The sequence below is a fragment of the Stieleria magnilauensis genome (assembly GCA_007753675.1).
GTDB classification, from domain to species: Bacteria; Planctomycetota; Planctomycetia; order Pirellulales; family Pirellulaceae; genus Stieleria; species Stieleria magnilauensis.
Genome location: CP036432.1, coordinates 2,109,261 through 2,136,143 on the forward strand (window position 1 = coordinate 2,109,261; position 26,883 = coordinate 2,136,143).

The following is a 26,883-nucleotide window of genomic DNA, read 5'->3' on the forward strand; positions in this document are numbered from 1 at the left end:
CCGCCGACGACAGAGGCGCCAATCGATGGATGGTCAATTCCGTCGGTCGTTACTCGGAAAGCGATTCGATCGAGCCGTTGTCATCGTGGTCTTCTCTTGTGCCGACGTCGAGGGTTTGATCCATCGTGGCCACTTGATCGACCCCGCTGAGTGAAGCATTGAGTGGGGCATTGAGTGGTCGGATGATCGGTTTGTCGCCGGAGGTTCGGTCGTGCCGGCCCCACCAGCGGTCGCCGTCTTCGATCGTCCATTTCCCCGCCGCCGGGCAGCGCGAGATCTGCACCCCCAAGTCGCGTGCGGTTTGCGGGCGTTTGGCGCGTGACTTTTCCAGACAACTCATGATCGCGTCTTCCAATTGGCCGGAGACGTCGATCTTGGCCCGCTTGGACGGCGGCACCGGGTATTCTTCGATGTGTTTTTGACAGAGCTGTGCGATGCTGCCCGCTTCGAAGACTGCGTGTCCGGTCAGCAGGAAGTACCCGATCGCTCCGACCGCATAGATGTCCGTGCTGGAATCGATCGTCATCGGCGCCTGGATCGATTCGGGAGACATGTACAGCGGGGTGCCCGTCAACATTCCGTCCTCGGATCGATCGCTCCGCTTGTTCGGACCGCCGCTACTCTGCGTGATATCTTTGACCAAACCGAAATCAAGCACCTTCACCAAGTCCGGTTCACAGCCTCGCCGATTGAGCATGACGTTGGCCGGTTTGACATCTCGGTGGACCAGACCGTTGGAGTGGGCTTCGAAGAGCGAACCACAGATCTGTGACAAGATATGAATCACTCTCGATTCAGGCTGTGGCCCGTACTGATTGACCAACTGTTGTAAGTCGATCCCGTCGAGATACTCCATCGCGTAGTAGAACACGCCTTCGGGTGTTCGTCCGTAGTCGTAGATCGCGATCGTGTTGGGGTGGTTCAGCTGGCAGGTGATTTGGACTTCGCGTTCAAATCGGGCGATCGACGCTTCGTTGACCTTGTCGGCATGCAGCAACTTGATCGCGGTCGGGCGCCGCAGCATGGAATGACGTCCTTTGTAAACGACCCCCATGCCTCCTTCGCCAAGCTTTTGTTCCAACGTGTATTGCCCGAGTTGTTGGGCTTCGATCACGGCTTCGCGGGCTTGACGCTGCAACCGTGCGACGATCAGCGTGAACACAAAGATGGCGATCGCGCTGAGGATCAACAACGTGTAGATCGCCAGAAACGCTCGTTGCAGAATCACCAACGGTCGAAAGGCTTGTCCGACTTCGACCTCCATCGCCACACCGATTTCGTATTTAGGCATCCACGTCCAAGCGCCAATGACCGGAACCCCGCGATAGTCACGATAACCGTCGACATCAAAACCGGACTGACCCGCGATCGCCTCGGTCGCCATTTTCGTCAGCGGCAATTGCGATCGGCGGACGTCGGGGCGAAACCCTTTGGTCATGTCATCGCCGGGGTCACGGACGAGTAATTGCAACATGGAGCGCGAATCCGCTTGGTCGGGCAGCAGGCCGAGCAGAATCAAATCCTCGTCGAACCGGCTGTTGGAAATCATCACGCCCGCGGAATCAAGGGCGTAGCATTCGCCGGACGATCCGATGCGACCGAGTTGCAGGATTTCGGTGAATTCACGGTCCGGAGGGATTTGCAGGGCCAACACGCCGACGACTTGAAACGCTGCGTCGCGCACGGGGGCGCAGACATACATCGTCGGCACCCCCATCCGCATCTGGCCGCTACTGTTTTTGAGCATCACGACGCTGGGAAAGGGCGTCGACACGAACGTCTCGCCTTCGAGCGCCCGGTCCAAAAACCGGTCGTACTCGTCGATCCCTGACTGACCGATCAGTGAGGCATGGGAGGAGGAGAGGATTCGCTTGCGATTGTCCGCGAGCAGGAAGCCGACGAAATCGTGTGCCGCGAGCGCGGGGGCAAGCTCCGTAGCCAGTTGGCGGTGCAGTTCTGAATCGGCTCCGGCCGCGGGCGACGATCCGGCCTCCGGGGATTCCAGCAGCTTGTAAACGGTCTGTCGGACTTGGCTGTCGTTGGCCAGAGATTCGGCGGTCGATTCTTGGACCGTGAACCACTTGGCGAGCATCTCGGACTCCAGTTCCACCAATGTCTGCAGTCCCGAGCTGACGTTGCCCTTGATCGTCGTTTCAATGGCATCACGCACGAAATAGCCGACGATCGACAGGATCACCACCGCCACGATCGGCCAAACCCAGATCTGTTTCTTTAAGAACACCCCGGTCCGGGTGATGGTGCTGGAGACGCTCTGCGACGCCCAGGTCATGTGCGCCTGGGGTGGTTTGGCGGCAAGTCTGGGGCGGCGGAAACGTTTCAGCGGGTTCATTGCGACGAAGGGGAGCGTGGTTCGGACCCTGGGGACCGCTCCGAGATTAGTCCAAATCGCGAGACAGGCGGCGTGATATTTTCAGTATAATCGGCGGTCATGCTGGACGAACCGGATCGGTGACGGTCCGCTCGTGCCGTCGTTGCGATGCGGCGACACACCGTTTTCCGGCCCAATGTCCGTCTTGCCGTCCCCCCTCCATTGCATTCGCTTTCGCCCCGAGGATTAATACAGATGTCAACGTCTCGCAAAACAACCCGCCGTCAGATTCTTCAGGGCATGGCCGCCGTCGGGGCGGCGAGCATTCTGCCGTCCGCGTCCAACCGCGCCGTCGGATTCGAATCCGCCAACGGGCGTCCCGTGTTTGCCACCATCGGGCTTCGCAACCAGGGTTGGACGATCACTGAAAAATCGTTCCGTTTTGCCGACTTCGCCGCCTTGGCCGATGTGGATGCGAACGTGTTGGGAGACAACGTCGAAAAAGTCAAGAAAGCTCAGGGCAAGGCGCCCGATGCCTACAAGGACTATCGCAAAATCTTGGACCGCAAAGACATCGACGCGGTGATGATCGCCACGCCGGACCACTGGCACACCAAGATCGCGATCGAGGCCATGTATGCGGGCAAAGACGTCTACTGCGAGAAGCCGCTCACGCTGACGATCGACGAAGGCAAACAGATCGAAAAGGTCGTCAAGGAAACCGGAAAAGTGTTCCAGGTCGGCACCATGCAGCGATCCGAATCCGAACAACGCTTCCTGCAGGCGGTCGCGTTGGTCAACAACGGTCGCATCGGCACGGTCAAGAAAGTCACCTGCGGAATCAACGGCATGGTCGCGTCCCCCAAGATTCCCGTTGCCCCCGTGCCCGACGGGCTGGATTGGGATCTGTGGCTCGGACCGGCACAGAAAGTTGACTATCGCGCGTTACCCGAGCTGCGGGAAGGCTACGGTGGCGGCGTGCCGCTGTACAGCAATTGCCACTATTCCTTCAGGAACTGGCACGAATACTCCGGCGGCAAGCTGACCGACTGGGGCGCCCACCACGTCGATATCGCTTGCTGGGCTCTCGGCGCCAGCGACACCGGTCCCAGCAAAATCGCTCCGATCGATTACACGTTGCCGGTCGAATACAAGGACGGTCACCCCACGGTCGCCGACCAGTACAACGCGGCGACGCAGTTCAACATCCGAGTCGACATGCCCAACGATGTCGAGATGATCATCACCAGCGAAGGCGACAACGGCATTCTGTTCGAAGGCACCAAGGGCCGTTTCTTTGTCAATCGCGGAAAGATCGTCGGTCGGCCCGTCGAGGACCTCGTCCAAAATCCGTTGCCCGAAGGGGCAATCGAAGCGGTGTACGGTGGACCGGTCAGCGAAAACCACACCGCCAACTTCATCGAAGGCATGAAGTCACGCAAGCAACCGATCTCCGACGTCTGGACCCACAACCGGATGCTGGAGATCTGCCACCTGTCCAACATCGCGATGCGGCTGGGACGCGAGCTGAACTGGGATCCGGACAAGCGAGAAATCATCGGCGACGACCAAGCCAACTCCTTCCTGTCGCGGGAAAGCCGCAAGGGTTTTGAAATCCAAACCTGATCGACTTAGGGATCGATGACTTTGGTCGCGATGGCTTCTTGGACCAGTTCGCTGACGGAGCTGAACCCCGGGCCGCCTTCGACCAACTGCGTCATCATCGCACGAGTCTCGGCCACCGTCAGGCGACGCCCTCGGGTGTCGCCCCAGATCAGTCGCGCCTCGCGACAGGGTTGGCACAGCATGTGGAGTTGATCGTCTTCCTTGATAAACACGACTTCACCGGGCTTTTGGCAGCACGCACAATCGTCCGTGAAGGTTTGTGATTTATCCAACGCTTCGAAGTACTGCCACGACAGAAAATCCTTGGCGGCCAGGATGTGGTTCAAGTAGTTGCGGGACGGCCGAAGCCCATCAGCAATCTTGTCGGGCCGGGCCTGGTAGGTGATGCACGTCACCGATTGGTCCTTGGACGAAACGGTGACTTCGATCCGCCCGTAGTGATCGGGATAGCGTTCGGATTCATCCAATCGCCCCAGAGAATCATCGGCGATCTCGTAGAGAATGCCTTCGACTTCGCCGGCCGGGTCTTCGTTGATATTGGCGAATCCGATCCCCGACGGCAACGCCTCGCGCAACGCCATCTTGTTGAACAGCAATCGATAGCCCGGCAGCACCGCCGGCTCGGCGCTCGTGAACGCGACGCCCTTCTTTTCCATGATCGCCTGGTTGCAGTTCGAGCCGTAGGCGAAATATTTCATGTTTCCGTGCGTGTGTTTCAGGAAAAGGTGGAGTGGCCGGAGCAATGTCGAGTCCATCGCTGACCGTCATGCGAACCTGAGTCAGTCTAACACACGCCGAACACTTGCATCAATTCGCGGCTTTTAACGTTCGTCAGGCAGACAGCGGCACCGTCCAGACAGCGGCACCGTCCAGACAGCGGCACCGTCCAGGCAGCGACACTTTCCAGGCAGCGGCGCCGTCGGTCGATCGCGACGTGACAGCCGATTTCGCCAATCGCGACCGAAAGATTTGCTTTGGGACCGTCGATGCGCGAAGATAGAGTCGTGATTCTGCCAAATGGGGCGCCTTGACGGGCAGAGCCTGCGGCCTGAACCAGGATGCGAGGGACGCATGAATAAGGGGGAAGTTTTCAGGCCGACAAATCAAGTGGGGGAATCCGATGGCAACGTTTTTGACGCAAGCACAAGTGGATGTCACGTTCAACGCGTGGTGGAATGAGTATGGCCGAACCCCGCAAAGCGTCCATCGCGCTCTGACACGGACGATCAAGCAGATCAACGGGGAGCCCGTTCGCCGACCCAACGGTCCGTTTCCACCGGGCTACATTCCGCCGCCGTTGCGCAACAAGGGCAAGGCGACTCCGCCGCCCAAACCGGCAAGCGAAAACGATGCCAAGCAGCTCAAACGTCAGGCCCAGCAAAAGGCCCCCGCGGGACGCGTCGCCGCGAAAAAGGAGCTGCGGCAAACCGAACTTGAGATTTCCCGTCTAAAGAAACGTTACGCGGTCATGGAGCGTGTTCTCAAGGAACGGAATCTGACCATTCCCGGCCATGTCGCCGATGCGCTGTTGTTCATGCCGTGTTACCGAGATCCGGCGGACAAATTGCGACACGAAGAGGAGGTCTTTAAACGCTACAAAAACGATATCGATAACGCGAACCGGAGCTCGCATCAGTGGCGGTACCAGCAAGAAACCGAGCGTCTGCAACGTGAACGGCGGCGAAAGATGCTTGCGGAGATCGAATGGATGAGCAAAAACACCATCGGCGCGGGGGTTTACGGAATGCAACGCGAGGCCGGTCGCAGCCACGAGGACGCGATGGCTCGTGCCAAAGAAACGCAACAGATCTTCGACATGGCGGGCAGTGGGGTTGCTGACCCGGCCGGGGCTCGCGAAGCGAACTCGGTCCGGCACAACACGCGGTCGCATCGCAGCGACAAACAAACGGTCGGGCCGAGCAGGTGACGCGCCGCGGTCGTCTGCTCCGCGGTCGTCACAGCGTCGCTTTATAAAAACCGACGCCGGGTATTGCGTATCACCGCGGGCAGGTAACGCTGGACCAACCCGACGAAAATCAGTCCGCCACCGGCAAGCGTCCACCACTGGGGCGCGTCATAGGACGGGTGGTGCCGCCAAGCGAGGTAGACCCAAATTGGTACCAGGATGGGTTCGATCAAGATCAACATCGAGGCTTCGGCGCTGTTGACTCGGCGTAGTCCACGGGCAAACACGATGTACGGGATCGACATCTGAATCACGCCGAACGCGCCCAGTGCCACATACGCAGAAAGCTGAATCGTTTGGTGGCTGGACCAGGCCCAGGGAAGCAACAGCAACACCGTCGCGGCGTGGTTGAGCGTGATCAACCACGCCGAATCCACATCGCTCATCGATCGGATCGTCAGGACCACGCCGGCGAAGGTGATTCCCGACAGGACGGCCAGGGCGATTGCCAGCAAGTTTCCTCCGGCCCGCAGTTCCATGGCGAGGATCAAGGCGACGCCGGCAATGCAGAACAAGAACATCCGCACGTCGGCGACGCGCACGCGATCTTTGAGAATCGTCACCGCGCCCAGCATGACCCAGGCGGGGGAGAGGTATTGCAGCCAGATCACACTGGCGGCCGGGATGGACACCATCGCCGACATGAACGACCAGACCATCAATGCAAAGCAGACCGTCATCGGGATCATCGCGAGCCGAAACTCCGGGCGACGAACTAGCGGGACCAGAATGATCAATGCGAACAGGCTGCGGAAAAACGCCAGCAGCACGCCCCGAGACTCCGGCGGCCAACCGTCGAACCAAGGCGCCTTGGCGAAGAAGCCACTCATGCTCCACATCACCGCCGCCAGGACGATCAATAATCTGCCGCGCCAGGCTTCGCTCGGAGGGGGATTCGAAATCACGGGCCGCTTCGGTGTCGCTGCGGTCGCCAGAACGCAGACGGTGATCAGGGGAAAGCCACCCGCTGGCGAAGGTGGCGACGTTCAGCATCCGCGGCGGTGGTGTTCGTCACCGCGACGGCGATCAATACTCAATCACTCGTCTCGCTCGGCGTCCGCTTCCCCACGATCGCCACCACGCCGACCAGCAGCATCGCTTGGATCAAGATCAGCCATCCCCAGTCGATGCCCCAACCGATCGGCAAGGTACCGGCGACGATCGCGATCGTGCCAGCGGTGACCGCGTAAGGCATTTGCGTCAACACGTGTTCCATGTGGTCGCAGCCACAGGCTTGTGAGGACAGGATGGTGGTGTCCGAGATCGGTGAACAGTGATCGCCGAACACGGCACCGGAGAGCACGCTGGCGATCGTCGCCAACATCAACGGATGGGTCAACGCATCGACTGTCGAAGCATCGGCCGGCAGCAATCCGATCAGCGGAGCGGTCAGCGTCAGTGTCATCGGCATCAACAACCCCATGGTGCCGAAACTGGTTCCCGTGGAAAACGACAGCACCGCGGCCAACAAGAACACGATCGTGGGCAGCAGGCGAACCACCATCGGTACCGAATGGGATGGGGACGCCGAGTCATCTTCCGGAGAGACCCTGGCCCCGGACAAAATCGTTTCGGCGACGAACTGCCCCGTGTAAAGCCGATGATCTTGGAACTCATACGCCGTACCGGATTGCCCATCGACGGACTTGCCACTGGTCAACCGTGACAGCGCCGAAGCGGTCCAAAGGATGATGATCGCCGGCAGGACGATTTTCATCCCTCCCCAGCTGGCTTCGCGGATCTGCTGCAACGTCAACAACTTTCTCGTCAGACAGATCACTGCGATCGTTGCCAGCCCCATTAGCGCACCGTATTGCAGGGCCAGACTGGAGTCGGCGGCACCGAGGATGTCGCGCAGCGGCGGCGTGTCACCGCTGGGCTCCGACGAACCCGACCGCAGCGAAGCGGTTCCAGTGGCGTACAACAACGCGATCACGACGGCCAACGTGACCGCGATCGGAACGACCGCGACCCGCCACGAGGCCGCCGCAGTCGGTTCGGTCAACGGGTCAGCGATCGAACCGGGATCGTCTTGCCGCTGGTCTGATCCGGCAACCACTGCTTTTTCGGCCTTCAGCATCGGACCAAAATCTCGTCCCATCAGCGCCAAGATCGGTACCATGCCGAGCGCCAGGATGGCGTAAAAACGATAGGGCACGCTGGCGATGAACAGTTCCATCGCGCGCGAGACGTTTGCCCCTTCGATGTCACCGAGTCCTTCGGCGATGTAATCGATCTCGACGGCGATCCACGTCGACAGCAGCGCCAAGCTGGCCATCGGTGCCGCCGTGGAATCGACGATGTAGGCGAGTTTTTGCCGCGAGATTTTCAGCCGATCACAGAGCGGTCGCAGCGTCCCGCCCAACAACACGGTGTTGGAGTAGTCATCAAAGAACACGACCAATCCCAACATCCACGTCGTCAGTTGGCCGCCGCGCCGTGTTTTGGCGATCGGAGAAATTAATTTGATCAGCCCCAGCATCCCGCCGCTGCGACTGATCACGCCGATCATCGCCCCCATCAGCAGGGTGAAGGAAAAGATTCGCAGCTTTCCGGGGTCGGCAAGTGTCGGCCACAAATGGACTTCGCAAAAATCGACCAACGCCCCGATCGGGTCACCGCCGTTGGTGATCAACGCACCGCAAAGAATGCCCATCAACAGCGACAACGCGGCCCGCTTGGTCACCATCGCCAACACGATGGCGACCAGCGGAGGCAGTAAGCTGAACCAGCCGTAGGGGTGATCGTTCAAGGGATTGATTCAGGTTTCTAGGGAATCGGTCGACGGCAGCGTTCGGGTCGCACCACGCGATTCCGCGATCCAGTGGTGCGTGGAGCGCCGGTTTTCGAGCGACTTGCTGATGTCTGCTACGGGCGGTCTGTGTCCGCCTGGCCCGCAAGATAGCGATTCCAGCCCCAGCGAAACAGGTTGCGGGTATCGCTGTAGCGGGCATCCGAGGAAGCGGAGCCGAGTACCACGACGATCCGCGACTGTCCGTCGCGTGTTCCCTTGGCAATCAAGCACGCGCCCGCAGCACCGGTGGTACCTGTCTTCACGCCTTCATAGCCGTTGATTTTTAGGAGTCGGTTGGTGTTGTACCACGCGACGTGACGTTGATAGCCGCCGGGGCCAGTGACGGTGCAGCCGTATTGCGGCGTCGCGACGACACGCATGATTTTCTGACGTGAACCCGCCGCAACCGCCAGTTTGGCCAGATCACGCGCACTTGCCTGGTGTCCCGGTTCGGTCAAGCCATGCGGATTGACGAACGTCGTGTGTTGCAACTCATGACGCTCCGCTAACAGGTTCATCGCTTCGATAAAGCGATCGTAGGCCGCGGTTGCCGTCCACGTTCTCTCGGGAAACGCTGTGGCGAGCAGTTCATGCTGAGCCCCGAAGTGTTCGGCAAAGGCAACACTGGCATCGTTGCCCGAGGGCAACAACAGCCCATACATCAATTGCTCGACGGTCAGCGACTCGCCGACGCGGAGCCGCGTACTGGATCCGACCGTGTCGTCAGCGCGTTTGGAGAACGTGACCGTTTGGCTCCAGACGCCCGAATCATGCTTGGCCAGTTCACTGATCACCATGGCGGTCATCAGCTTGGTGGTACTGGCCATCGGTCGCGGGTCGTTTTCATGTTGACCGGCGATCAGCGCGCCGCTATCCGCGTCGACGATCGCCCACGCTTTGGCGGTGACAAACGGAACGCCTTGGAGCGGATCGGCGGATTCCTTTTCGGGCCACTGAGCATTCAACGTCGCGGGGGCAGGGACCGCTTCGTCTTGATCGATCAATGTCCCGAGTGCCGCAAAGGTTTCTTCGTCGACAATGCCGGTCGATGGCAGTTGTTTCGATTCTTGAAAACGCATCACTGCCGCTTCGGTCATCGGTCCAAAATCGCCATCGATCGACAGTCTGGGCGACGGGGTCATCCGTGCGTTCAGGGTGCGTTGCAGCGATTCGACCAGGTCACCGTGGGCACCTAGTTGGAGCCGCGTGGATTCGGGCGAGTCGGCGGAGGCGGCGTTTCCGTAAAAGGCTTGGTAGGCGGCACGGCCGATGTCGGCGATCAAGCGATGCGGCGCACTATCGGCCGACCAACCGCGATCCTTGTTGTTCTCGGTCAACACACAGATCGCAAACGCTTGGTGTTCGCCCGGACCAAAGATGATCCCCGCGTCGGTACGGACCGAGGAGACGCCGCCGGTTTTGTGCGCGATCTTGGTTCCCGATGGCAACCCCGCCGCCAATTTGACCTGGTCATCACAACTCAACAGATGTCCGATCATGGCCTCGCACGATGTCTTGCTGGCGACTTGATGCGTATGAATTCCCTCTAGCAACTTGATCATGTCGGCGGCCGAGGTGCTGCCCAGCCCGTATCGTTGGCTACGCTTTGGAGCGATGGAAGTGTCGCGGCGATAGACCTTGGCATGAAGTTGCGTGTGAACCAGTCCAAGCGATTTCATCGATTCAGTGGTCGTCGGCAACCCCACCTGATCGATCACCAAGTTGGTCGCCGTGTTGTCGCTGTAGCGGATCATCAACCGGATCGCATCGATCAGCGGCAGCTTCAATCCCGGGCTGAAATGTTGGCTCAAGATCCCCGAACCGGGCACTTGGTCCTCGCGCGTCAACTCGATCAATTGGGCGGGATCCACGGTCGCCGAATCAATTTGCTGATACGTCGCGACCAGCAACGGCAGCTTGATCAAACTGGCCGTTGCCATCGGCTGATCGTGACGGTACCAGAATTCTCCTTCGCCGGACAAATTCTTGATTCCGACTGCCACATCTCCCTGGTAATCGCTGATCAGGGGTGTGATGCGTCGGGCCAAATCATCCGAACGTTTGTCCTGGGCGACCAAGCCGACACAAGGCATGACGGCGAGAACGACGGGTCCGAAAAAACGCCAGAGGCATCGCCCAGCTGACGGACCAACGGCAGATCGGAAAGCAGAAGTCGGGGAATTCATGGTTGATGGTGATCGAGATTTATCGATTGTTCGTGCCCTTGCGGATCGCGCGGCCGGCCAAGCTGCCTGTCGCCCTGCCATCGGCGATCGCCGGTATGCCATTGACCCACAAGTGCACCAACCCATCGCTGTACTGATGCGGGTTGACGAAGGTGGACCGATCAATAAACGCGTCCAGATCGATGACGGCGATATCTGCGGCGTACCCGACCCGAAGAAATCCTCGATCCTGGATGTCCAAAATCTCCGCCGGCAATCCGGTTGCACTGTAGATCGCCTGTTCCAGCGGAATGACGGTTTCACGGTGGGCGTAGTAGCCGATTCGTCGTGGAAAGGTGCCGTAATTGCGAGGATGGGGGACCGACCCCGACGGCAACTTCGCCGAACCGTCCGAAGCCGTCGCGACCCAGGGTTGCTGCATCACGAACCGCACGTCGCCCTCATTGATGCTGTGGTTGACGACCGACGCGCCACCGCTGCGCTCGATTTGCAAGACCAAGTCCAGTGTGTCGACACCTCGTTCGGCGGCGATTTCATCCAGTCGGCGTCCTGCCCAGTCCGGCTGCAACGCGTAGGAGGCGATTTGAATGCGATGCCCGTTGTCCGTGATTTCAAGTTTCTTGCTGATCGCGTTGATGATCCGTTTGGATTGTTCGTCGTCCTTGTCGATCCTCGCGATCATCGCTTCCCGTCCACCGGCGCGTGCCCAAGCGGGAATGCAGGTCGCGCCGAGTGACGTGCTCGATGCGGTGTAGGGGTACTGATCGGCGGTGATGACTTGGCCTGCGTCGCGTCGCTTGTTGATTTGTTCGACGGCCCTGCGGACCAGTCCCCAGGAGTCTTTGCCGGAGGACTTGAAGTGCGAGATGTGAACAGGAAGTTTCGCCCTGCTGCCGATCTCCAAAGCTTCGGTCACCGAATCGAGCAATCCGGTGCCCTCGTTGCGGATGTGGCTGGCGTAGATTCCGTCGTGCTCGGCGACCACTTCGGCAATCGCGACCAGTTCGTCGGTATCGGCGTACGAGCTGGGGACATAGATCAGCCCGGTCGACATTCCCCACGCTCCGTCGGTCATCGCCTGCTCGGCCAACCGGCGCATTTCTCGCAGCTCGTCGGCGGTTGCGCTGCGTTGTTCGCTACCGATGACCTTGCGACGCAGGCTGCCTTGGGGCAACAAGTGCATGATGTTCGGACCGGCGCCTCGCTCGTCGATTTCATCGTAGTACTGGCCGACGTCGACCGGACCACTGCCACAGTTGCCGGTGACCAGGGTCGTGCAACCTTGCGTCAGATAGTTCATTCCCGACGCGGTTTCCTTCTCCTGGATCTCTCCGTCACTGTGATTGTGCAGGTCAATGAAACCGGGGCAGATGATCAGACCGGTGCAGTCGATTTCGCGGATCGGCGAACGCTTCGGATCAATCTCGCCGACGGCCACGATTTTGTCACCGGATATCGCGACGTCACCTGTCGTCGGGGGGCTGCCATCACCGAGGTGCAAGATGCCATTGCGTAGCACCAAATCGATCGGTGCCGGGTCTTGGCCGCAAACGTTCGTCGCATCATGAAGTCCCGGCAGTGCGAAGGCGAGTGTGCCGGCAATCACCGTTGCACGAAGAAAACGGATAGGGCTGGCAGGCATTCGTTCGGCGACCTCAGCAGTTCGTCGGGGGGCAACAACGCGGCGGCAGTTTACCACGCAGCAATCGCCGACGTGGAGATTCGGATCGATTCGCTGCGCCCCCGTCCGGGCTCGGGAGGGTTTTGGGACGTGCTTTCCGGAGGTGTCGCTGCGCTGACCTCCGGTTACTCGCTGGTATCCCTCTGGATTTTCGGGTGGAAAACCACCTGGAATGGAGCTTCCGCTGACGGACATCTGTTAAACTGACTGTCCCACCAAATTCGCCGGCGGAACGCGTTTTGATCGTGTGGCCGGCCGTTTCTCGCGCCGATCACGTCGGCAGACCACGTAGAACGCGACGAATGCGAAACCAAGAAATGAATCGATGCACGCTCAACCGATTCTCGTTTTGTGGTTTCCTCGCTTGTGTCGTCGCCGTGTCGCTGTGGTTCGCATCGCTGTCGGTGTACCACTTAAACGCTGCGGAACCGACCGGTTCGCCTTCGGACGAAATCGCCAAAGTGCTGTCCGAATCGGACTACTCGGGTCTGGAGACGTTTCTGACTGAGTACTGCTTGGATTGCCACAGCGAAGATGAACCGGAGGCGGACTTGGATCTTTCCGTGGTCGGCGAACAGAGCATCGAAGCGAGCGCACAGCTTTGGGAACGCGTGCTACGAGAACTCAGGTCCCGCCGCATGCCTCCGCCGAACGAATACCGTCCCTCCGAACAGATTTATCAGGACACGAGCGAACGGTTGGTCGAAGCCTTGGCTCACGTGGCCGCCAAGCATCCCCGGCCTGGCAGAACCGATACCTTTCGGCGGCTGAACCGATTCGAATATCAAAACGCGATCCGAGATCTGTTGGCGCTGGACATCGACGCCGAAGCCCTGCTGCCGGCGGATGAATCGAGTCATGGATTCGACAACGTGACCGTCGGGGATCTGCCGCCTACGTTGGTTTCCCGCTACATCAATGCGGCTCGAAAGATCAGCCAACTGGCGATCGCCCGACCGTCGGATCAGTTGGAAGGCCACACCTATCGAATGCCTGCCGACGTGACGCAAGAGGAACACGTGGTCGGGCTGCCCCTGGGCACTCGGGGCGGCATGTTGCTGCACCATACCTTCCCACGATCGGGTGTGTACGAAGTGCAAATCAACCTGGCCCGTGACCGCAACGAACACGTCGAGGGGCTCAACGGAAAGTACCAGATGGAGTTCCTGTTGGACCGCAAGCGCGTGGCCGAGTTTGAATTGGTTCCGCCCAAGGCTCGAAATCAATACTTCTTTGACGACAGCCGATTGAAAGCCCGCGTGACGGTCGAGGCGGGGCCCCATGATGTGGGCGTGACGTTTATCAAGAACAAGTCATCGTTGATTGAGACGAAACGGCAGCCGCTCAACGTGCATTTCAACTCGCACCGGCATCCGCGTTTGACGCCCGCGGTCTATCAAGTTTCGATCACCGGACCCTATGCCGACGACGATATATCAGTCGCCGCTGAATCGCCGCCCGACACCCCCAGCCGCCGACGAGTCTTCACCAGTTACCCTGCCTCGCCGGAACAGAACGAGGCCTGTGCCAGGCAGATCATTTCGCGACTGGCCAGACTCGCCTATCGTCGACCGGTCGATGCCGCGGATGTCGAACGACTGATGGAATTCTATCGGGACGGTGCTGCGGAAGCCGGGTTTGAGGCGGGGATCGAACGCGCGCTCGCTTCGATTCTGGTCAGCCCACGGTTTCTGTTTCGCATCGAACGCGATCCCGAAGGCCTGGATGTGGGCGACGCCTATGCGATCAGCGACGACGAGTTGGCGTCACGGCTGTCGTTCTTTTTGTGGAGCAGTCTGCCCGACGACGAATTGTTGACCGCAGCCGAACGCGGGAATTTGCGAGACCCGAGTGTGCTGCGCGATCAAGTCCGACGGATGTTGAACGATCGCCGCGCCGAAGCCCTGGTGACCAATTTCGCCAACCAGTGGTTGCATCTGCGAAACCTGGAATCCAAAACACCCGACGCGCGGTTGTACCCGGATTTTGATGACAACCTGCGGCAGGCAATGCGGCGCGAAACGGAATTGTTTTTCCAGAGCATCATCGAGGAAAACCGCAGCGTCTTGGACTTGCTCCGATCCGACTACACGTATCTGAACGAGCGGTTGGCCAAGCACTATGGCATCCCGCATGTCTACGGCAGTCGCTTTCGTCGCGTCGATCTTTCCGGCGGTGAACATCGTGGCGGGTTGTTGCGGCACGGTAGCATCTTGACGGTGACCTCCTACGCCACCCGCACTTCGCCGGTGATTCGAGGCAATTGGGTGCTGGTCAATCTGCTCGCCACCCCGACGCCGCCTCCGCCGCCGAACGTTCCGTCGTTGGAAGAAGAAGTGATCGGTGCGGAGCTTCCGATCCGCGAGCGACTTGCCAAACACCGTTCCAATCCGGCCTGTGCCAGTTGTCACGTGATCATCGATCCGATCGGGTTTTCGCTGGAAAACTATGACGCGGTCGGACGTTGGCGGGACACCGAATTTGGCGTGCCCGTCGATTCAGAAGGCGCCCTTCCCAGCGGCGACAGTTTCCAAGGCGTGACGGGGTTGGAGGCGGCGATCATGCAGTGGCCCGAATTATTCGCCACCGCGATGACCGAAAAGCTGCTCACCTACGCCTTGGGGCGAGGGATCGGCGAATCCGACGGCCCGGCGATTCGAGAGATCGTGCGTCGCGCCGGACAAGACCAGTACCGTTTTTCCACGTTGATCTGGGAAATCATCAACAGCCCGGCATTTCAAATGAGGACCTACCGGTGAACTTTATTCGAAAGAAAGCAATCTCGCGTCGCACGGTGTTACGCGGCGTCGGCGGTGCCATCGCCCTGCCGTTGCTCGACGCAATGGTACCGGCCGCCACGGCGCTCGATGCGACCCCGGCGGCACCCGTACGACGTCTCGGTTACGTCTTCATGCCGATGGGCTGCGACCTGTCACGCTGGAAACCGCCCGGCGAATCCACACTCGGTGAGTTGCCGCCGATCCTCCGTTCACTCGAGCCGGTCCGAGACCAGGTCACGGTGATCAGTAATCTGGAATTGGCCAACGCCTACCCGGGTTCGCACGCGACATCCAACTCGGCGTTCTTGAGTGCGGCCAAGGCGAAGCATACGGAAGGGACGGATTACTATTTGGGAACCACCGCCGATCAGTTGGCGGCCAAACAGATCGGCCAGTCCACGCAATTGCCGTCGATGGAATTGTCGATGGACCTGATGCAAACCGTGGGGCAATGCGACAACGGCTATGCCTGCGTGTACCAGAACAATCTGTCTTGGTCTTCACCGACGACCCCGTTGCCTTCCGAAGCGCATCCGCGGATCGTGTTCGAGAGCATGTTCGGTGCGGGTGGGACGGCCGCACAGCGCCGAGCGGAATTGAACGAAAAGGCGAGTTTGTTGGATTGGATGTCCGAAGACATCGCCCGTTTGAATCGCGAAGTCGGTGCGTCGGATCGTGTCCGGATCGGCCAATACCTGGATTCGGTGCGCGAAGTCGAACGACGGATCCAGAAGGCCGAAGCGGACGCCAAAGACAACGAGCTGCCGGATTTGGATCGGCCGATGGGTGTTCCAGCTTCGTATGCCGATCACGCCCGATTGATGTTCGACCTGCAAGTCTTGGCAATGCAGGCGGATATCACACGTGTGATCACGTTCCAACTGGCTCGTGAAACCAGCAACCGTAGTTATCCCGAATTGGGAGTGCCGGAGTCGCATCACCCGCTGTCGCACCACGGCAACGACGAAGAAAAGATTGCGAAGATGGCAAAGATCAATCAGTTCCACGTGTCGCTGTTCGCGGGCTTTTTGGAAAAGCTGCGAGCAACGCCCGACGGGAACGGCACGCTGCTGGATCATTCGCTGTTGCTGTACGGCAGCGGCATGGGAAACCCGAACGTTCACGACCACACCGATTTGCCGATCATCGTCGCCGGTGGCGCTGCCGGCGGTATGCAGGGCGGACGGCACATCCAATACGATCGCCCGACGCCACTGGCCAACCTGCACCTGACGCTACTCGACAAGGTCGGCGTCAAACTGGACAAGTTTGCCGACAGCGAAGGACCGGTCGACGAATTGTTTGAACCGCTCTCGGTGTGATCGCAATGGAACGAGTCATGAATCGATTTGTCGAGAAACACGCGGGCGAGAGTACGACGCAGCGGACGCACTCGCGCATCTTTGCAATCGCGGTTTGCAGCCTTTGCTTGGGCGTCCTGCCCAGCGGTGTGGTCGTTCTGGCTGCGGAGCCGGAACTGACCGCCGAATCGAAATCGGCCACCGAACCGGAATTGGCCGACGCCGTTGAAAAACAGGATCGCAAGCGGATCGCTGAGTTACTCAGCCGCGTTTCGACCGACGCAGGTGACGATGCGGTCGACATCGATGCGACACAAGTCGACGGGATGACGGCGTTGCACTGGGCGGTGTACTTGGACGACGTGGAAACGTGCCACGCGATCGTCAACGCGGGCGCGTCGGTGGATTGCCAAAACCGTTATGGAGTGACGCCGTTGTCGCTGGCCTGCAGCAACGGCAACAGGCAGCTCGTCAAGCTGTTGCTGGAACATGGTACCGATGCCAACGCGACGCTCGACGGTGGTGAAACGGCGTTGATGACCGCGGCCAGAACTGGTCGCGTTGATCCCGTCCGCGCTTTGCTGAAACACGGCGCGGACGTGAATGCGACCGAACGCAATGACCAGACGGCGTTGATGTGGGCCGCGCACGAAGGACACGCCGAGGTGGTCGATCTGTTGCTCGACGCCGGAGCGGATTTTGAAACGGCGCTGAAGTCGGGTTACACGCCGATGATGTTTGCCGTTCGACAAGGACACTGGCCGGTGGTGAAACGGTTCTTGGATGCCGGCGTGGACGTCAATTTGGCGATGAAGCCGGCCAACAGCTCGGGGAAAAACGTCGCCAACAGGACGTCACCACTGATCCTCGCGATTGAAAACGGGCATTTCGAACTCGCCGTCGAACTACTCAAGGCCGGGGCCGATCCCAACGACCAACGGACCGGGTTTTCGCCGCTGTTCACGATGTCCTGGGTTCGCAAGCCACCGCTGGGCGACAACGCCGACGGCGACCCGCCGCCGATCGGTTCGGGATCCATGACCAGTCTTCAGTTCGTGCGTGCACTGGTCGAGCACGGCGCCGATGTCAATGCACCCAAAGAACGCAATGGCGGTCGCGGCAAGTTCGGCAAGAAGGGCGCGACCGCGTTCTTTGCCGCCGCCGGGACGGCCGACGTCGCACTGATGCAGACACTGCTGGAACTGGGCGCCGATCCCACGCTGGCCGCCGACAACGGTTGGACGCCGTTGATGATGGCCGCCGGCATGGGGAGTGGTTCCGAGGGCGATACGGCGGGCTCGGAACCGGAATGCCTGGCGGCGGTTTCCTACCTGATCGACTTGGGCGCTGACGTCAACGCGGTGGACAGCAACGGCGAAACCGCGATGCATGGGGCGGCTTACAAGATGCTGCCATCGGTCGTCAACTGTCTGGCGGCCAACGGTGCCGACATCAACATCTGGAGCAAGGTGACGAAGCAGGGGCGGATGCCGCTGTGGATCGCCATGGGTTATCGCGGGGGCGGAAACTTTAAGCCGTCCTACGAAACCGCCGACGCCATTCGCGCGCTGATGATCGCCGAAGGTATCACGCCACCACCGCCGCCGAAACAAAAACTCGAGAAAGGCTACCGGCGAGGCGGCGTCTGAAGAACCGTGGAGGCAAAACGCGGGGGAGGAGATTGGCAGAATGATTCGGGGCAAAATGATGTTTTGGGATGGGGGACGGAATGAGCGAGATCCAGGACGCCGCCGCGTTCTCTCTCACCGTTACTCTTCAATTGCTTGAGTGTGTCCCCTAAATCCACTGCCTCCCGCTGTCGTCCATCATCCTGCCTCCCCATCATTCTGCCTCCCCATCGTCTTGCCCCCATCGTCTTGCCCCCATCATTCTGCCCCGAATCATTCTGCCTTCATCGTTTCCGCCCTCTTCCTTCCCACCTCGCCACCCACCTTGCCGATGACCGCCCGAAAACAGATCCTTTCCTTTGCCATTGTTGCAGCACTCTGTTCACAGCTCGTTTGCTGTTGGTCACTCAAAGCCGAGTCGCCCGCGCGGCCGCACATCGTGCTGGTGATGGCCGATGACCACGGCTATGGTGACACCGGATTTACCGGACATCCATTCGTCCAGACGCCGCACTTGGACGCGATGTCCAAAGCGGGAGTCGTCTTCAATCGGTTCTACGCCAGCGCACCGGTTTGTTCGCCGACTCGGGCCAGCGTGATGACCGGGCGTCATCCGTTTCGCACCAACGTTCCCAATCACGGCCACTACATGCGGCCCGACGAAACAACAATTGCCGAGGCGCTCGGCGATGCCGGTTACGTCACGGGACATTTCGGCAAGTGGCACATCGGCTCGGTGCAACCGGACAGTCCGACCAGTCCGGGCGGGGCCGGGTTCGACGAATGGCTCTCGGGATTGAATTTCTTTGACAATAATCCGTACCTGAGCCGCAACGGGAACTACGAGCATCTTCAGGGTCCCGGTAGCGTGATCAGCATGGATGCGACGATCGAGTTTCTGACCAAACATCACGGCGGCGATCGGCCGATGTTTTCGGTCACCTGGTTTCCCTCGCCCCACGACCCGCAACAGGAATTGCCGCAAGGAATCCCCGCCGCCGCGACGCTCTACAACGATCAGCCGACCAAGAAACCCGGCTACTTTCGTGAGATCACACTGTTGGATCAGCAGGTCGGACGGCTGCGAAAGACCTTGCGAGATCTGGGCATCGCCGACAACACGCTGCTGTTTTATTGCAGCGACAACGGCGGTTTGATCGTTGAATCGTCCGGCGGGAGAAACAAGAAGGGCAGCATCTACGAAGGCGGATTGCGGGTTCCGGCGATCTTGGAATGGCCGGCGCGGTACCGTCCGCAGTCGATCGAAACCCCGGCGTTTGCCGCCGATCTGTACCCGACGCTCGTGGCGATCGCCGGGGCAAACGTCGCACATCAACCCAAGCTCGATGGCATCGACCTTGCCGACGTGCTGGCTGGCAAACAAACGGTTCGTCCCCCGATGGGATTCTGGCATGGGCACACGCAAGGCCAAAGCACTCATAGTGACCGCATCATCCGCGCGCTCTTGGAAGCCAAACAAGCCGGTCGGCCCAATCCACATCCCGAACGGATTTTGAAGAACGTGGAAGAGTTTCCGACGTTCGGCGAAGACGGCATGCGAGGCCACGCGGCGTGGAATGCTTGGCCATGGAAACTGCACCGCATCCAGAACGGGAAGCAAGTGACGTATGAGCTGTACAATCTGGTGGAAGACCCGATGGAGCAAACGGATTTGAGCGAATCGCAGACGACGCGTGTCGCGGAAATGAAAGCGGATCTTGAAGCCTGGCAGCGATCGGTATTGGACAGCTGGTCTGGGAAAGATTACATGAAATGAAGCGTCGCCTCGTAGGGCATGCTGTGCATGCCAATCGTCACGCACAGCGTGACCTACCGACGTGACGCTGTAAAGCATTTGGTAGCGGAAGGGCGCGAGCCCTCCGGTTCCTCAGCTTCACCCAAATGCCGGAGGGCTCGCGCCCTTCCGCTGAAACCGTGTAATACACAAACATCAATGCCTCACCGAATAGCCTATCGGGGTGACCCATGCCATCGATCGACAGACCGACCACAACGGACCTCCACATGAAAACCAACCTGCTCCTTCCCCGCCTCGCGGCGTGTTTCCTGGCCCTCTTGTTCGGCTCGTTGATCCACGCCGACGATCGCCCCAGTTTCATTCTGTTGATGGGAGACGATCACGGCTGGAGTGAAACGGGGTACAACGGGCATCCCTATTTGCACACTCCCGTGCTGGACCAGATGGCAGCAAGCGGGTTGCGACTGGATCACTTCTATTCGGGGCATCCGTCATGTTCGCCGACCCGTGGCAGCGTGCTGACGGGGCGGCATCCCAACCGCTACGGCACCTTCGCCCCTGGCTGGTCGATCCGTCCCCAGGAAATCACGATCGCCCATCTGTTATCCGATGCGGGTTATCGATGCGGGCATTTCGGCAAGTGGCACCTGGGGCCGGTTAAAAAGGAGTCTCCGACCAACCCGCGTGCCATGGGCTTTGACGAATACCTGTCGCACGACAATTTTTATGAAATGGATCCGCCGTTCTCCCGCAACGGTGGACCGCCGGAGCGATTCGAGGGCGAAGGATCCGAAGTCACGATTGACGAGACGATCAAGTTTATCGATCGTGCCCGCCAGGACGGAAAGCCCTTTTTGGCGGTGGTCTGGTTCGGCTCGCCCCATGAGCCGTACAGCGGGCTGGACAAAGACCTCGCGCTCTACGATGACCTACCCGAGTCGTTGTCCAAGCGGTCGGTTCGGTTGACGTCGATGGAGACCGGCCGGCCGACGACGCGTCCGTTGCGGGACGTGTTGCGCGAACGCTATGCCGAAATCACCGCGATGGATCGTTCGATCGGAACCTTGCGTGAGCACCTCAGCGACACCGGACTCCGCGACAACACCTTGCTCTGGTACTGCGGCGACAACGGAAGTCCCCGCAGCAGCGGTCGCGCGACGACTCCCTTTCGCGGCGAGAAAGCTTTGATGTATGAGGGCGGGATCCGCGTTCCTGGTCTGATCGAATGGCCTGCACGAATCCGCCAAGGGCGTGTCAGCGACGTCAATTCGGTCACCAGCGACATGCTTCCGACGCTTTGTGAACTGGCGGGGGTCAACGTGCCTGAGCGGCCCCTGGATGGGATCAGCGTCGTGCCGGTGATCGAGGGGACGATGAACCAACGGCCTAAACCAATTTGTTTCTGGAGCTATCCGGCCAAACGCGTGACCGGAGCGAATCCCAAGCCGGCGCCGTACATCGATCTGGAGTTGCAGGAAGGGACGACGCCGTTGGTGAAAGAAATGGCCGGCAAACTGACGCGCAGTTTTAATAACTTTCATCAACCGGACATCGCGGAGGCTGATTACGTGGGGCCGCGGGTGATCTTGGACAACCGCTACAAACTGGTCGTCGATGGCCAATCAGGCAGCAACACAAACGTCGAGTTGTTCGATTTACATGCCGATCGAGCGGAACAGAACAATCTCGCCGGCAGCAAACCAGAGGTCACCGAACGTTTGCTCAGCGAACTCCGTCAGTGGCAAACGTCGGTGCTGAACAGTTTGCAGGAAGCGGATTATTGATGGTTGTGATCACGCGCCACTGGCTCACGCCACGTGCTGAAAATTCAGCGGGACGCGTAAGCGAGCGGCGCGTGCCATCCCATTCCAGCGGGACGCGTAAGCGAGCGGCGCGTGCCAATCGTTCCACCTATTCGTCACCGGCTTAACCCGCAAGAGTTGACTGTTCGTTACCTTTTCGGATTCTCTCCAAACTCCCCTGCGATCCTGCCGAAAGGGATCAAACCAAGGTCGGGAATCATTGTCGTGAACGGATGCTGAGCCAATTTGGGAGATCCATCCGTGCGTTACTTGCTTCCCGTTTTCGTTCTGCTGCTTACCGGTTGTAGTGCTTCAGGCCCGTTGAGTTGGTTTCGACGAACACCGGTGGTGTATCACAATCCGTCCTGTTCGCAATGTGCTCCGTCGACAGCGGTTCCGATCGGGTCGGCCGTTCCTGATTCGATGGTGCTGGAAGGTGCGACGGTCGACCATGGCATCTACTACGACGACATGTTGGACGAAGGCGCGATTGAAAGCCGACTCGATCCCCCGATGAGTTTGCCGTCGACCGACGGTTCCGCTCCGAACGCGGAGTCGATTCCCACGCCGACGCCGGATCCGGAAGCGTAGGCGCGTCGCGCAGGTGGTGCCTTGCCATCGGTCACAATGACGCCGGGTGACGACGTACTTTGACGTCGTTGCGTTGGGGCGGTCCGGGCGTGCTGCGACCGGCGGTGATCGTCGTTTCCAGTAACGCTTGCATCGATTTCAGCCGCTCGGGTTGCTCGGCGGCAAGGTTGCGTGTTTCGGCAAGGTCTGTGGCGAGGTCGTAGAGCTGGACGGGTTGGCTTTGGTCGCCGCCTTTGCCCCAGCCACCCGATCCCGGCGCGGCGATGTATTTCCAGTTTCCACGGCGCAAACTGGGCACACCGCGAATCGAACAGCTGACCGACGTTTCGCGAATCGGTTGGCTTTCCCCCTGCAGCAGCGGCACCAGGCTGAAGCTGTCTTCGCATGCGGTTTCGGGCAATTCTGCATTCCAGATGTCAGCAAACGTGGCCAGCAAATCGGCTTGATGGATCAACTGTGGGCAGACGCTTGCCGGTTCGACGACGCCCGGCCAACGGACGAGGAAAGGGATGCGATGCCCGCCTTCCCACGCATCCGCCTTGTAACCCCTCAGCGGGCCGCTGGGGTAGTGGCCCTGCTGTTCCAGTGATTCGACGCCGATGTACGGTGCACAGCCGTTGTCGCTGGTGAAGACGACGAGTGTCTTGTCCGCCAACCCATGCTGCTCAATCGCATCGAGCACTTGACCAACAACGGCATCGGTTTCCATCACGAAATCGGCATACAGTCCTAGTCCACTCTTACCTTTCCAAGCGTCATTGACCGACAGCGGCGTGTGGGGTGAAGTCAGCGGCATGTAGACCAGGAACGGATCGGGCGACTTGGCTGCGGCGGCGATGTACTGGGCGGCTCGATCCGCCAGCGCGGGCAAGATCGGCTCCAGCGTCCAGCCGGCCAACGCGGGACCTTGATTGCTGGCTTGGTTCTTGCGCAGCAACTCCGGCGGCAAGAATTCGGTCGGGATCCCGACGGTTCGATCGTTTTCGATGTAGCAATACGGCGGCCAGTTGGGGACGTCGGTGCCGAAGTAGACGTCGAAGCCGCGTGTGCTGGGACCGCCGCCGATCGGTTGCTCGAACACCTCGCGCCAGACCGCTCGATGCTCGTCGGTCGCGACGACGTTGCCTTTTGGGCGTGCTTTAAACAACTTTGCTTTCGAGGCGGGAATCGGCCAGTCCCATCCCAAGTGCCATTTGCCGATGCACGCGGTTTGATACCCGTGCTGTTTCGCCAGCGATCCGATTGTCATCCGGTCCGGGGCGATCAGCGGCGCGCCCCAAAGTCCGACGATGCCGCCTTGCAATCGAGAACGCCAGTGGTAGCGACCGGTCAGCAGCGTGTATCGCGACGGAGAACAGACGCCGGACGAAGAGTGCGCGTCGGTGAACTTCATGCCCTGTTTGGCCAACCGATCAATGTTTGGCGTCGGGATCTTGCCACGCTCGGGGTTGTAGCACTGCACGTCGCCATAACCGAGGTCGTCGGCGTAGATCACGACGACGTTGGGCGGGGCAGTTGATTCAGCCTTCACCGACGCCGGCCAATGGCTAAACGCGACAACTGCCGCAAGCGCCCAGCAAGCGAGCGGCGTCACTTTAGCAATCGATTGAATCATGATGAATCTCATTTTGGCGGGGGCACACGGGCGCGACGATCCACGGTCGCCGGGGACAAGGAAACATCAAAGTCCAAGTGCCACGTTCCCGAGGGCTGTTCAAAGGACTTCAAGTGTACACTCCAAACGTCGTGCGATGCTCGCCCTCGCAAGGATCGCCGCGTCGGCGTTCGGTGGGTTTCGTCTTTTTGAGGTCATTGGTGCCCTGCTGACATCCTAAGACGCTCGAATCCCCAAGATCGGCGCGTTGTGCGTTCGGTCGAATGTTTCTTTGAATCAAAGAAAATCCATCACGACCATACAACGCGAGTGGAGGCGGAGACTTGCCTTGATCCCGAGGGGATCACAGCGATTAGCCGGAGGTGAGCGCAGCGCTTAGGTTTGACCACATCTTTTTACAATCTTCATTGCGTCAACGCCGCAGAGCATCGCTTGGAGGTCGTTCCAGCCTCGCCAAATCGTTTGCCATCCCGGTGGGTGATCGGATTTGCGGTTCTGATGACCGCCGAGTCTCGCCAGTGCATAGTAGAAATCGTGAATTGACCAGTCGGGTTTGATTTGGCCATGTCGCCAAGCGCTCAGCACACTCACGTAGTCGCTGCAGATAACTTCGGTCGCTTTGCGTTTCTTTGCGTCCCAACGACGACTGGCATCACGCATTTGCAGCAGAGTCAACGCCACCACTGAAATCAAAGCGATCGCTGGCTGCAAACGTTCTTCGCTAGTGAATTGCGGGCTCTCAATGCTACATCCTGTTTTCATCCCTTTGTGATACTCTTCAATGATCCAGCGACATTCGTACCAACCGACAACCTGATAGGCATCTTCAAAATCAAGTACGGGTTGGTTTGTAATCAAAAACCATTCCAGACGCTCTTCTCCGGCGGGCGGATCTTCTTCCCAGACTCGAACAACCCAGACGGCAAGCGGATCGTTGCCGTGTTCTCCTAGTTTCTTCGCGGGTGGTTTGATTTGAACCGGGGCAAATGAGACAGCCATCTTCGCCTCACGAGCCCGTCGATTGGCTGATTTCTTTTTGCCTTTGCGAACCCGTACTTTCTTGTCGACTTTGCTCGTTACCGATAACGTCCAGTGTCCTGCTGGCGGAAGGCTGGCAGCATAGTTGCGAAGGTAACAGGCTTGATCGCTACTGCCTTGATCGCCATGTCCAGGAATGATCGCCCGATTATGAGAGGCACGAATGACGAACCTACGGCCGCTGGCCAATTCATGTTCGAGGAACTCGAACGTGTCAGCTCCTCGATCACAAACATCAACGAGTTTCTCGCTGTTAGCCAGTGGATCGGCACCGCGCAACCACAATCGACTCTCTCGTGATTCACGCTTGCGTTTCTGAGCGGTCAGTTCGTCTTTGGGAGCATCCTCCCGATGGTGCAAAACCTGATTGCACAATCCAATTACTTGCCGTGTTTTCGGGTTCACGGCCAAGCTGTTTTGCGCGATGTACCCACGGCGATTGCCGTTGCCAATTTGGCCCATGTCATCGGAAAGTGACTTGTGATTGGTAAAATCCAGCTCGGTGGCATCATGAAGAATCAGGACTGGGCCTCTGATTTGCTTGATCTTGTGACAGGTTGCCTCACGATGAGATGCGAGAATTGCCTCATGCGTCACCTGGTCACGGTCCATCAACCGGTAGAAAGCCCTGAGGTCTTTGGGGCTATTGAATTTCTGTGGCAATGTTCCACTTGGTCGTCGAGCCATTGAGTCAGCAAGTTGTACGAGACGATTTGTTCTACGTTTGTCGCCGAGTTGAGCGTTGGCAAAGTTGACTTGTCCAAATGTTTGCAGGGGCAAAACCATGGGGGGCCTTCCGTGATACGAGTGCTGGTAGCCATTCCGTCACCAGCAACCATCTCAACCCGCCGTCGCGAATCAATCGCAGCGTGTGTTCCACGCCACGGTTCCCACAGGGAAAAAACTCCAGGCATCGCCAAATTACCAGATCAACCTTACCAAGCTTGACTCATTTACAAAGATCAACAATTGGTTTCACAGCCGCGCCAACTCGACACATCCGCTGGCAAACAAAAAGATGTGGTCAAACCTAAGGCGCAGCGTCACCTCCGGGAAACACGCCCAATTCTCTCCTCGACCCCGGACGGGGTCGCAGCGAGTTCCGACACAGTGGGCAACCAATCGAGGCCGCGGTTTGGACTGTGTCGCTCTTCCAGGGCTGCTGCAACGAAGGGAGTCTCCTAACCGGCGGCTCACACCGCCGGCGTGCACTCTGCCTGCCCTCCGGGCATCACCTAGGCCCGACCATTCGCTGCACAGATCACCTGCACGCCGTCCATCGCCTCGCCACCGTGTCGTGCATCTCGTGGCTACCCGCCGGTTGTCAAAGGGGTCAGGACTCTTTTGTTGAGCGATATGCATCAAAGAGGCCAGACCCCTTTTCCACGCTTCAAAGGTTGCCAGCGTTTTGATTCCGAGGGGATCACAGCGATTAGCCGGAGGTGAGCGCGGCGTCACCTCCGGGAAACGCGCCCAATTCTCTCCTCGACCCCGGACAGGGTCGCAGCGAGTTCCGACACAGTGGGCAACGAATCGGGGCCGCGGTTTGGACTGTGTCGCCCTTCCAGGGCTGCTGCAACGAAGGGAGTCTCCTAACCGGCGGCTCACACCGCCGGCATGCACTCTGCCTGCCCTCCGGGCATCACCCAGGACGCCGTCGAAGGGGTCAGGACTCTCTTGTTGAGCGATATGCATCAAAGAGGCCTGACCCCTTTTCCACGCGAGAGCGGATCCCGGCACTGGTCGCCAGCTTCTTAGGTGCTAACGAAGTCGACTTGGCTGCCAGC

Annotated in this window: 16 protein-coding genes; 8 read left to right on the plus strand and 8 right to left on the minus strand. The window is 59.4% G+C overall.

Annotated elements, in window-relative coordinates:
- Positions 1-49 precede the first annotated feature (49 nt).
- The gene (locus tag TBK1r_RS07580; protein ID WP_145208616.1) at positions 50-2,350 is read right to left on the minus strand and encodes a serine/threonine protein kinase; all 2,301 of its coding nucleotides are present in this window, start codon (positions 2,348-2,350) and stop codon (positions 50-52) included.
- Between the two features lie 279 nt (positions 2,351-2,629).
- On the opposite strand from TBK1r_RS07580, the gene TBK1r_RS07585 reads away from it, so the two are divergent.
- Entirely contained in the window at positions 2,630-3,955 is a 1,326-nt protein-coding gene (locus TBK1r_RS07585) for a Gfo/Idh/MocA family protein (protein ID WP_419581543.1), read from the plus strand.
- Positions 3,956-3,960: 5 nt separating this feature from the next.
- Here the strand turns inward: TBK1r_RS07585 and TBK1r_RS07590 are convergent, their stop codons facing one another.
- Positions 3,961-4,653 (minus strand): gamma-glutamylcyclotransferase family protein, encoded by a 693-nt coding sequence (locus tag TBK1r_RS07590; protein ID WP_419581095.1) that lies wholly within the window; start codon positions 4,651-4,653, stop codon positions 3,961-3,963.
- Between the two features lie 422 nt (positions 4,654-5,075).
- On the opposite strand from TBK1r_RS07590, the gene TBK1r_RS07595 reads away from it, so the two are divergent.
- The gene (locus TBK1r_RS07595; protein WP_145208622.1) at positions 5,076-5,882 is read left to right on the plus strand and encodes a hypothetical protein; all 807 of its coding nucleotides are present in this window, start codon (positions 5,076-5,078) and stop codon (positions 5,880-5,882) included.
- Between the two features lie 41 nt (positions 5,883-5,923).
- On the opposite strand, the gene TBK1r_RS07600 is transcribed toward TBK1r_RS07595, so the two are convergent.
- The 4 genes from TBK1r_RS07600 to TBK1r_RS07615 form a co-directional block, all read right to left on the minus strand.
- Positions 5,924-6,826, minus strand: coding sequence for a DMT family transporter (locus TBK1r_RS07600; RefSeq protein ID WP_145208624.1), 903 nt, complete (start codon positions 6,824-6,826; stop codon positions 5,924-5,926).
- Positions 6,827-6,954: 128 nt separating this feature from the next.
- On the minus strand, positions 6,955-8,673 hold the full coding sequence (locus TBK1r_RS07605; RefSeq protein ID WP_145208626.1) for a Na+/H+ antiporter NhaC family protein: 1,719 nt from the start codon (positions 8,671-8,673) through the stop codon (positions 6,955-6,957).
- A gap of 116 nt (positions 8,674-8,789) precedes the next feature.
- Positions 8,790-10,808: a serine hydrolase gene (locus tag TBK1r_RS07610; protein ID WP_419581096.1), complete on the minus strand. Its 2,019-nt coding sequence runs from the start codon at positions 10,806-10,808 to the stop codon at positions 8,790-8,792.
- A gap of 112 nt (positions 10,809-10,920) precedes the next feature.
- Positions 10,921-12,543 (minus strand): N-acyl-D-amino-acid deacylase family protein, encoded by a 1,623-nt coding sequence (locus TBK1r_RS07615; protein WP_145208630.1) that lies wholly within the window; start codon positions 12,541-12,543, stop codon positions 10,921-10,923.
- A 341-nt stretch (positions 12,544-12,884) separates the two neighbouring features.
- On the opposite strand from TBK1r_RS07615, the gene TBK1r_RS07620 reads away from it, so the two are divergent.
- The 6 genes from TBK1r_RS07620 (at position 12,885) to TBK1r_RS07645 (ending at position 22,443) form a co-directional block, all read left to right on the plus strand.
- Positions 12,885-15,341, plus strand: a complete 2,457-nt coding sequence (locus TBK1r_RS07620; protein ID WP_419581097.1) for a DUF1592 domain-containing protein — start codon at positions 12,885-12,887, stop codon at positions 15,339-15,341.
- Positions 15,338-16,684 (plus strand): DUF1552 domain-containing protein, encoded by a 1,347-nt coding sequence (locus TBK1r_RS07625; protein WP_419581098.1) that lies wholly within the window; start codon positions 15,338-15,340, stop codon positions 16,682-16,684. Before TBK1r_RS07620 ends, TBK1r_RS07625 begins: the two co-directional genes overlap by 4 nt.
- A gap of 17 nt (positions 16,685-16,701) precedes the next feature.
- Entirely contained in the window at positions 16,702-18,312 is a 1,611-nt protein-coding gene (locus TBK1r_RS07630) for an ankyrin repeat domain-containing protein (RefSeq protein WP_145208632.1), read from the plus strand.
- Between the two features lie 310 nt (positions 18,313-18,622).
- The gene (locus TBK1r_RS07635; protein WP_145208634.1) at positions 18,623-20,068 is read left to right on the plus strand and encodes a sulfatase family protein; all 1,446 of its coding nucleotides are present in this window, start codon (positions 18,623-18,625) and stop codon (positions 20,066-20,068) included.
- 248 nt (positions 20,069-20,316) lie between these two features.
- Positions 20,317-21,834, plus strand: coding sequence for a sulfatase family protein (locus TBK1r_RS07640; protein WP_145208636.1), 1,518 nt, complete (start codon positions 20,317-20,319; stop codon positions 21,832-21,834).
- A gap of 339 nt (positions 21,835-22,173) precedes the next feature.
- On the plus strand, positions 22,174-22,443 hold the full coding sequence (locus TBK1r_RS07645) for a hypothetical protein (protein ID WP_145208639.1): 270 nt from the start codon (positions 22,174-22,176) through the stop codon (positions 22,441-22,443).
- A gap of 31 nt (positions 22,444-22,474) precedes the next feature.
- Here TBK1r_RS07645 and TBK1r_RS07650 read toward each other — a convergent pair whose 3' ends face one another.
- On the minus strand, positions 22,475-24,058 hold the full coding sequence (locus TBK1r_RS07650; protein ID WP_419581099.1) for a sulfatase family protein: 1,584 nt from the start codon (positions 24,056-24,058) through the stop codon (positions 22,475-22,477).
- A 375-nt stretch (positions 24,059-24,433) separates the two neighbouring features.
- Complete coding sequence (locus TBK1r_RS07655) at positions 24,434-25,882, minus strand: IS4 family transposase (protein WP_145208643.1); 1,449 nt, start codon at positions 25,880-25,882, stop codon at positions 24,434-24,436.
- Positions 25,883-26,883: the final 1,001 nt, after the last annotated feature.